The following is an 8,497-nucleotide window of genomic DNA, read 5'->3' on the forward strand; positions in this document are numbered from 1 at the left end:
CTACCTGATCAGATCCTTCAGCCAGTGAAACGCCACCAGGGTGCCGATTGCCGAGCCGATGGAGGAGAAGAGGAAGACCAGCAGCACCCGGGTGACCCGGTTGCGCCACCAGCCGCGCAGATTGGCGAGGTCTTCACCGACATGTTCCAGGTCACGGACCGTCGGGGCGGCGATAAAGGCTTGCACCAGGCCGACCACCATGCCGGCTCCGATGGTCGGATTGAGAGAGGTGATCGGGGCGGCGACGAAGGCGGCGAGGACCGACAGCGGATGGCCGAAGGCGAGGATGGTTCCGGCTGCTGAAAGCAGGCCGTTGACCAGCACCCAGGCGACCGCGGCATCGGCCATCGCCTGACGGTCACCGAAGAAAAAACCGGCAATGAACAGGGCGATGACAATGCCCGGAATCAGCCAGGGGATCAGCTTCGAAACCATGGATTTGGCCGGAATGACATCCAACTCGGCAAAGGTCTGCGGATCGGCCGGCTGCTGAATCCGTCTGCAGATTCCTGCGGCATGGGCCGCGCCGACCACCGCCACCAGTTTCTGCCCGGGGGCGCGGCGGATCTTTTCCGCCATGTAGGCATCCCGCTCATCCACCAGGATCTGCTTGACGTTCGGCAGCAGGTCGCCCATCTCTTCCAGCATTGCCGACAGGGTGTCGGTTTCGCGCAGCCTGTCCAGTTCCTCTTCGTTGATCTCCTGTTTTTCAAACAGGCTGGCGAGCAGGGTCGAGAGCAGTTGCAGCTTGCGCCACAGTCCGGTTTTGCGCCAGGCGCGCAGCAGGGTGGTGCGGATGTTGCGGTCGATCAGTTCGACCCCGATACCGTGTTCCTCGGCGGTTTCGGCGGCGGCGGCGAGTTCCGCCCCCGGCTTCACCCCGGTTTGCAGCCCCATCCGTTTCTGAAACGAGGCCAGCGCCAGGTTGGCGAGCAGGAAGGGCACCTGCCCCTTGCGCACCACCTGGATCAGGTTGAGCGATTCCCAGCGGTTGCGGTCGCGCAGGGCCTGGAAACGCTGGGCGTCGAGTTCGATGCAGACGGTATCCGGTTGTTCGGCGGCGATCACTTCGCGGACCGTGTCCACCGAGTTCTGGGAAATATGGGCGGTGCCGATCAGGACGATCTCGCGGCCGTCCAGTTCAATACGGGTGATATCTGAAGTCGGGGAATCGGTCATGGGTGGGTTTCCATTCGCTCAAAGTGCGCAGCATCCTAGCATAACCGGCCGGGAGCGAACAGTTCTTTCTAGGGTTTGACCAACTGTCAGAATGGCGATGAAGGGTGGTACAATTTAAAGAAGCAGCAGGGATGTCAAGTGCATGTGGGCCTTGCTCTCCGGCTGTCTGAAGGAGTTGACCATGAAAAAGGATCGTTTCAGCTTTGTCTGTCTGGAAGCGGAATCAGGCCATGACGCCTTTGTGAACAATGCGACTGTCGGTGAAGAAGGCCGGGTGCTGGAATGCGCCATGCAACATATTGTCGTGGAGACGATCAAGGGAGATCATCGCTGCTGGGATTACCATGACTGTGAAGAGGTTTCGCGGCGGAAGGAAGAATGGCCATATCGTTGATCGGTCTGTTCCCGGTGACTTCATTGCTAAAAAAGGCGCCTCGAAACAGGCGCCTTTTCTCTTGAAAGACTCTCCACCGCTGCCGTGGGTCTCGGGGCCTCAGGCGACTCCCGAATAAGTGGGACCGTTTACCGGCATTTAAGGCGTCCCGCTGCGTGGCGGGCTGGCACACCATGCCGTTGAAACAGTCCCGTTCTACAACTATACCGCCGGGGCTTTGCGACCTCACCTGCAAGGCAGAGAGCCAATATGCTTCAGTATAGAAAAGTGTCGTTGTTCGGACAAGGAAAAAGTCACCCATGAGGACTCTTTTTGTCGATTGCCCGAGGATTGATCAGATCCTCTTCATGGTGGTCAATAAATATGCAGGTGGTGAGGTTGTTGTTTGTCAACTGTTTGAAATCATAGATAAAAATAACTGGCACGGTTGCTGCTATTTGTTCGATCATGACAGCGGTCGGCAGCTTCCGGGCTGTCTGCCGATGACAGGGTCGCCGCGGAACAACGTCGTTCGCGTGTGATTCCCTGGCCGATAATGAATAATCGGGCAATGGCGCCCCGTTTCATCCGTTGACACCACGGGTGAAGCGGGGCGTTTTCTGTTTCCCCTGAATCAGTGAGTACCTTGTCGGCGGAGAGTACAAGTCATTGATCTGTCTGAGCTTCCCAAAAATCACCAGCGAACCTATGGGTGCGCTTCAGATTTTTGAAAATCCCATTCAGACCAAGCACTTGCACTCTCCATCCAACAGAAACTCACTGATTCAGGTTTCCGGACAGGCATCCATGATCCCCGGAATTTCAATTCATCAACGCTGGAAAGGAGATGGCCATGAAACGGGTCGAATGCATCATCAAGCCGTTCAAACTGGACGACGTCAAGAGTGCCCTGACAGAGCTCGGAATCACCGGGATGACCGTCAGCGAGGTCCGGGGATTCGGGCGCCAGAAGGGACACACTGAACTTTATCGTGGCGCCGAGTACCAGGTTGATTTCATCCCCAAGGTGAAGATCGACCTGGTGGTCGCCGCCGACCAGGTCGGGGCGGTCGTCGAAGCAGTGCAGAAGGAAGCCTGTACCGGCCACATCGGTGACGGCAAGATTTTCGTTTCCGATATCGGTCAGGCGGTGCGTATCCGCACCGGTGAAGTCGGCATTGATTCCCTGTAACCCTGAAAACAAAGGAGGATTTCAAAATGTTGAAACGTATTGCCTTGCTGGTCCCTTTCCTGCTGGTTCTGCTGCCGGGCCTGGTGCTGGCCGAAGACGCGCCGCTGACCGCCGGTCAGGTACAGACCAACCTCAATTTCGTCTGGACCCTTGTGGCCGCCTTCCTGGTTTTCCTGATGCAGGCCGGTTTCGCCATGGTCGAGGCCGGATTCACCCGGGCCAAGAATGCCTGCAACATTATGATGAAGAACATGATGGATTTTTCGGTTGGTGCCATCGCCTTCTGGGCGGTCGGATTCGGCCTGATGTTTGGGGCCGGCAATGGATTTTTCGGTACCAGCGACTTTTTCTTTGGCGGCGCGGTTGGTGACGATGCTCCCTGGAACTACGCATTCTGGATGTTCCAGGTGGTTTTTGCCGCCACCGCCGCAACGATCATTTCCGGCGCTGTGGCCGAACGCACCAAGTTCAGTGCCTACCTGGTTTATTCGGTCCTGGTCTCAGCTCTGATCTATCCGATTTTCGGCGGCTGGGCCTGGGGGTCCTTGTATCACGGCAACGGCTGGCTGGAAGGTCTCGGCTTCATCGATTTCGCCGGTTCGAGCGTGGTGCATTCGGTCGGCGGCTGGCTGGCCCTGGCCGGCGCCATCGTCGTCGGCCCGCGGCTCGGGAAGTTTGACAAAGACGGCAAGGCGCGACCGATTCCGGGTCACAATATTCCCATCGCCTCCCTCGGGGTTTTCCTGCTCTGGTTCGGCTGGTACGGGTTCAATCCCGGGTCCACCACCACCGGTGATACTTCCATCGCGCTGATTGCCGTAACCACCACCCTGGCCGGTGCGGCCGGTGCCTTTTCCGCCATGGCCGCAACCTGGATCAAGTACGGCAAGAGTGATATCGGCATGACCTGCAACGGCGCCCTGGCCGGGTTGGTCGGCATCACCGCCGGTTGTGCCAATGTCAGCCCGGCCTCGGCGGTCATTATCGGCCTGGTGGCCGGGGTGCTGGTGCTCTTCTCGGTGCTCTTCTTCGAAAAGATCAGGATCGATGACCCGGTCGGTGCCGTTTCGGTCCACGGGGTCTGCGGCGTCTGGGGAACCCTGGCGGCCGGGCTGTTTGACAGCGCCGGTTTTTCACTGAAAACCGTTGGTGTGCAGCTGGTCGGCATCGGTGCCTGTTTTGCCTGGGCCTTTGTTGCCGGGCTGGTGGTCTTCAAGCTGATCGACCTGGTGATCGGCATGCGCGTCACCGAAGAGGAGGAGCTGGCCGGTCTCGATTTCTCCGAACATGGCGCCAATGCCTATCCCGATTTCCATACCGTGCATCTCGGCAGTGTTGTTACTCCCGGCGGTCCCGGTGGCAAGGCTCCCAAGGCGGTCGGTGCGCTTTCGGCCCGCACGGCCGAACAATCCTGAAAAATTCCCATCATCCGGGCGGAGTCAGCCTCCGCCCGGAATCCCCATCCCATTTACAAGGAGTTGTGAAAAGATGAAAAAGCTGTGCCTGATGTTGATTGTTCCGGTTTTCGTTGTCGCCTGCCTGGCTCCGGTCGCTCTGGCTTTCCAGGCCGAGGGCGATGCCTACCTCGGTGTCTATGACAAGTACCTGTGGCGCGGATTTGACCTCAGCGGCGGGATGCCGGTTGCCCAGGGCGGGGTGGACGTCAGTGTCGGCGCCTTCACGGTCAGTTACTGGAGCAACCTGCAGCTGAAAAATGACGCCGGAGAAGGTCTCGATGCCGGCGAGATCAACGAAACCGACCTGACGCTCAATTACTCGCGGGATCTGAATGACCTGGTGTCGATCAGTGTCGGCAACATCTTCTACGCCCTGGACGGGATCGAGGATACCAACGAACTCTACGCCGGCGTTTCTTTCAACACCATCGCGTCCCCGTCGCTGACCGTTTACTACGACTGGGACAAGGCCGAAGAGACCGGCCTGTTCTATGTCATCGCGGTCGAACAGAGCTTCAGGGTCATGGACGGGCTGAGCCTGACGCCGGGCCTGTCGGTCTCCTACAATGACGAGAGCGATTATTCGGTGGGCAACTACAGCGACTTCCACGATTACGAGATCGTGCTCCGGGCCGATTACGAGCTGACCGATGACCTCGCGGTTTCGGCATCCTATGTCTTCTCCAGCGGCCTGAGCGATGACGCCCAGCAGGCGATCGACAGTCAGAACCAGGTCGGGGTCAATGTCACCCTGGCATTCTGAACGGGGGATGACTGCAGTTTTTTTCTGAAAATCCCGATTGATATTCACCGCCCACTCGGTTTCGCATCGATGGGCGGTTTTCTCAAGGCTGCCAGGTCCCGGTAGAGAAGAGGGCCGTCATCGAGTACACTCGGTGCATGACCTTCATGCCCCCGGTTTCCGAATGTCTTCCCCCCGTTTTTGACCGTCCCTGGCGGATTGAGCGGCCCGAGCCGATCCTCGACCCGGCGGCCAGTATCGGTTACGACGAACTGCTGCTGCAGCGGGTGCTGAGCGGCGCGAGCGGACCCGTCATCTGCATCCGGCAGGCTCCCCGCTGCCTGGTGGTGACCCGCCGTGAGGCGCGGTTCCCGCACTTCGAGGCGGCCGCAGAGACCCTGGCGGGGGAGGGATGGCCGCTGATGGTGCGCTGCTCCGGCGGTTCCTGCGTGCCGCAGGGTCCGGGGGTCCTCAACCTGTCGCTGGTGTTTGCCAAGCCGGATGGCTGGTTGCTGGAGAACGGTTATCGGCTTCTCTGCGATCTGTTCAGACGCTTGTTGGCAGATTACGGCCTGGCGGCCGAAAGCGGTGAAGTCCCCGGCTCTTTCTGTGACGGTCGCTACAACCTGCAGGTCGCCGGCCGCAAGCTGCTCGGCACCGCCCAGCGCTGGGCCGGGGGCAGTCGCGGGCAGTCGGCGGTACTGGCCCACGCCTGCCTGCTGGTGGATCTCGACCTGGTCGAGGCGACGGCGGCGGTGAACCGCTTCTACCGGCTCTGCGGGCAGGAGTTGCAGTTTGATCCGGGGGCCTGTACCACGCTGCGGGAATGCCTCGGCGGGGAAGCTTCGGGATTGCTCATGGCGGACCTGTTCACCCGCCTGGAAAGGTTGTTCGGAGAATTTTTTGATTGATCCCACGGGGGGACTCCGTGATTTCAAGAAGCCAAGGTGGATGAACCTGCAAGGATGTTGACAAAAAGCACATAAAATTATTGACAATTGAAAAAGTTGGAAATAATCTGAATTCGTTATTTAATATTGCTTCATTTGGATTGTCTATGGGGGGCGAACGGGTTAAGAAAAGCAGCCGGTTATTGGTCTGATGATTGCGGACCGAACGCCGGCTTTTCTGTTGCGAATAAAGGGCAGAAAACATCCGGGGTTCACACATGGAACCGGGCAACCGAGAGGCGTGAAGCTGCGGGATCTGAAGTCTCAGGCCAGCTTGACTGTCTGAAAAGGGCCGATGGAGATTTTAAGTCCATTATCGGGAGTCTGCCCTGATTTTGAGAGTGAGACTTTTTTGTTCTGAAGGGAAGGTATTTTAATGATGGCTTCGTATGTAGGGGGGAAGAGATTCAACAGGGGGTTCAGGGCGACAGCTCTTGTCGTGGTGTTTTTCTTCGCCTGGACGCTCGGCGGTCCAGCCAGCTTGGCCCAGGCTGCCAAGTTCAGTGAAGAAGCGCAGGGTCCGAGGGGGACTTCATCCCACCGGGAGAAGCCCCCGGAGGAGCGCCTGGAGACGCTGATGGAGTGGGTCGAAGCCGAATTGGGTGCTCCTGCAGCCGACATGAAGAAGCTGCGTAAGCATCTCGATGCGAAGCGGAAAACGATTGAGGCGCTTGATGCGGAACTCCGATTGAAGTTCGCCCAAACGGAGAAGTGGCTCAAAAATGCCAATCTGCCGGCAGAGATTTTGGATCGGCATTACCGGTTTGTGAAGCACTATGACGCCAACTTGGAAGAGCTGAAGGGCAACATTGTTCGGATTGAGAAGGCGAAGAACATGGAGGAGGCCGAAGCTGAAATCGAGAAGACCAAGAAGCAGCTGAAGCGGGTCAAGAGGACGTCAAAGCATCGGCATCTCGATCCTGACAAACTTCCCAACCGGCAACCGAAGGCCAAAAAGCGTGAGCCCAGAATGGAGAAGGAGGAGTTCGAGCGGGATTTTAAAAAGGACAATTTTACTTGGCGCAACCAGAAGCGCATTTTGGTCGCTTCTGCCGGTTCTCTTGACGGACTGCTCCTTCCGGATGACCTTGCCGAGACGATCGAGGTTCCATTCACCCCCGAAATTAGGACTAAGGCTGCGGAGTTGGGAAATAGCCCGCTTAGAATCTACGAGTGGGTGCGCAACAATATCGAGTTCGTGCCGACCTGGGGCTCCATCCAAGGTGCGCAAATGACGTTGGAAACCAGACAGGGCAACGCCTTCGATACTGCTTCGCTGCTCATCGCCCTGCTGCGGGCAGCGGGGGTGAAGGCTCGTTACGTTATGGGTACCATCGAACTGCCCATCGAGAAAGTCATGAACTGGGCGGGGGACTTTACGGATCCCATGTCGGCCCTGGATTTCTTTTCCAGCGGCGGCATCCCCACCAAGGGACTGGTGGACGGCGGCCGAATCGTCGCAGCACGCATGGAGCACGTCTGGGTTGAAGCCTACATCGACTATTTCCCCTCCCGGGGGGCAAAACATAAAGAGGGCGACACCTGGATCAGCCTCGATCCGTCTTTCAAGCAATACACCTACAGCGATGGGATCGACATAAGAAGCGCCGTTCCCTTCGACGCCCAGACCTTCCTCGACCAGGTCCAGGCCACCGCCACCATTGATGAGGCCCAGGGATACGCCACCGGCGTCGACGCCCTGCTCGTTCAGCAGACTCTGCAGGATTACCAGACCCGGGTGCAGGATTACATCCAGCAGACCTATCCCGATGCCACCGTCGGTGACGTGCTGGGCAGAAAAGAGATCGTCAGGCAGGAATTCCCTTTTCTGCTCGGCACCCTGCCGTACCGTACCGCCGTCAAGGGAGCGACCTTCGCCGCCATTCCTGACGCGTATCGGCACAAGCTCACCTTCCACGTGGAAAACGAAGTGACACCCGGGAGCTTTGTCGATCCGACCGCACCGGCCCCCGCCGATACGTCCCTGCGTCTGACCATGAGTTTGCCGGAGTTGGCGGGCAAGAAGATCACCCTCAGCTATTCGCCCGCCACCGCCCAAGATGAAGCGGTCCTCGAAGCCTATCTGCCCAAGCCCCATGCAGATGGCACGCCGATTCAGCCGAGCGAACTGCCGAGTTCGCTGCCGGCCTACCTGATCAACGTCAAGCCGGAACTGCGGATCGATGGGCAGGTAGTGGCGACAGGTGCGCCGGTGGGCCTCGGCGGCACCAACATCTTTACCATGACCTTCTCCGACCCGTCCTATGGCTCGACCACCATCACCAACTATCTCGATGCCGGGGTCTTTCAGGCCATCGGCCTGAACCTGGGGCGGATCAGCCCACAGCAGCTGACCAATCTCAAGGCCGGCCTGGAGGCGACCAGGGCGAAACTGGAGAATCAAGATTTCACGGGTCTGACCAAGGACCAGTTGGTGGGCGATCTGCTTTACACCACGGCCATCGCCTACCACGCCGAACTTAGCATCATGAATGCCATCGCCGCCCGCACCATGGGCGTGAACGCCCTGACCCTGCCCTCGGAAACCATTTTCGCCACCAAGCTCAAGGTGCTCACCCTGTGGGGAATTCCCCGGCTGGTTCA

The 8,497-nt window shown here is 58.6% G+C and carries 7 protein-coding genes and 1 other RNA gene; 6 read left to right on the forward strand and 2 right to left on the reverse strand.

Annotated elements, in window-relative coordinates; translation table 11 throughout:
* Positions 1–1,179, reverse strand: coding sequence for a TraB/GumN family protein (locus C2E25_RS07925; protein WP_103115223.1), 1,179 nt, complete (start codon positions 1,177–1,179; stop codon positions 1–3).
* Between the two features lie 181 nt (positions 1,180–1,360).
* Between C2E25_RS07925 and C2E25_RS07930 the strand changes: the two genes are divergently transcribed.
* Positions 1,361–1,573, forward strand: coding sequence for a hypothetical protein (locus tag C2E25_RS07930; RefSeq protein WP_146032923.1), 213 nt, complete (start codon positions 1,361–1,363; stop codon positions 1,571–1,573).
* 66 nt (positions 1,574–1,639) lie between these two features.
* Here C2E25_RS07930 and ssrS read toward each other — a convergent pair.
* Positions 1,640–1,819: non-coding RNA, 6S RNA (gene ssrS, locus C2E25_RS07935), on the reverse strand.
* Between the two features lie 586 nt (positions 1,820–2,405).
* Here ssrS and C2E25_RS07945 point away from each other — a divergent pair.
* The 5 genes from C2E25_RS07945 to C2E25_RS07965 all read left to right on the forward strand — a co-directional run.
* Positions 2,406–2,744: a P-II family nitrogen regulator gene (locus C2E25_RS07945; protein ID WP_103115226.1), complete on the forward strand. Its 339-nt coding sequence runs from the start codon at positions 2,406–2,408 to the stop codon at positions 2,742–2,744.
* 26 nt (positions 2,745–2,770) lie between these two features.
* Positions 2,771–4,159, forward strand: a complete 1,389-nt coding sequence (locus C2E25_RS07950; protein WP_103115227.1) for an ammonium transporter — start codon at positions 2,771–2,773, stop codon at positions 4,157–4,159.
* 73 nt (positions 4,160–4,232) lie between these two features.
* Positions 4,233–4,964 (forward strand): hypothetical protein, encoded by a 732-nt coding sequence (locus tag C2E25_RS07955; protein WP_103115228.1) that lies wholly within the window; start codon positions 4,233–4,235, stop codon positions 4,962–4,964.
* 146 nt (positions 4,965–5,110) lie between these two features.
* Complete coding sequence (locus C2E25_RS07960) at positions 5,111–5,854, forward strand: lipoate--protein ligase family protein (protein ID WP_146032924.1); 744 nt, start codon at positions 5,111–5,113, stop codon at positions 5,852–5,854.
* 616 nt (positions 5,855–6,470) lie between these two features.
* Positions 6,471–8,497, forward strand: a 2,027-nt coding sequence (locus C2E25_RS07965) for a transglutaminase-like domain-containing protein (RefSeq protein WP_233189375.1), incomplete at its 3' end; no start/stop codon positions are given.

This window comes from Geothermobacter hydrogeniphilus (assembly GCF_002898515.1).
Lineage (GTDB): Bacteria > Desulfobacterota > Desulfuromonadia > Desulfuromonadales > Geothermobacteraceae > Geothermobacter_A.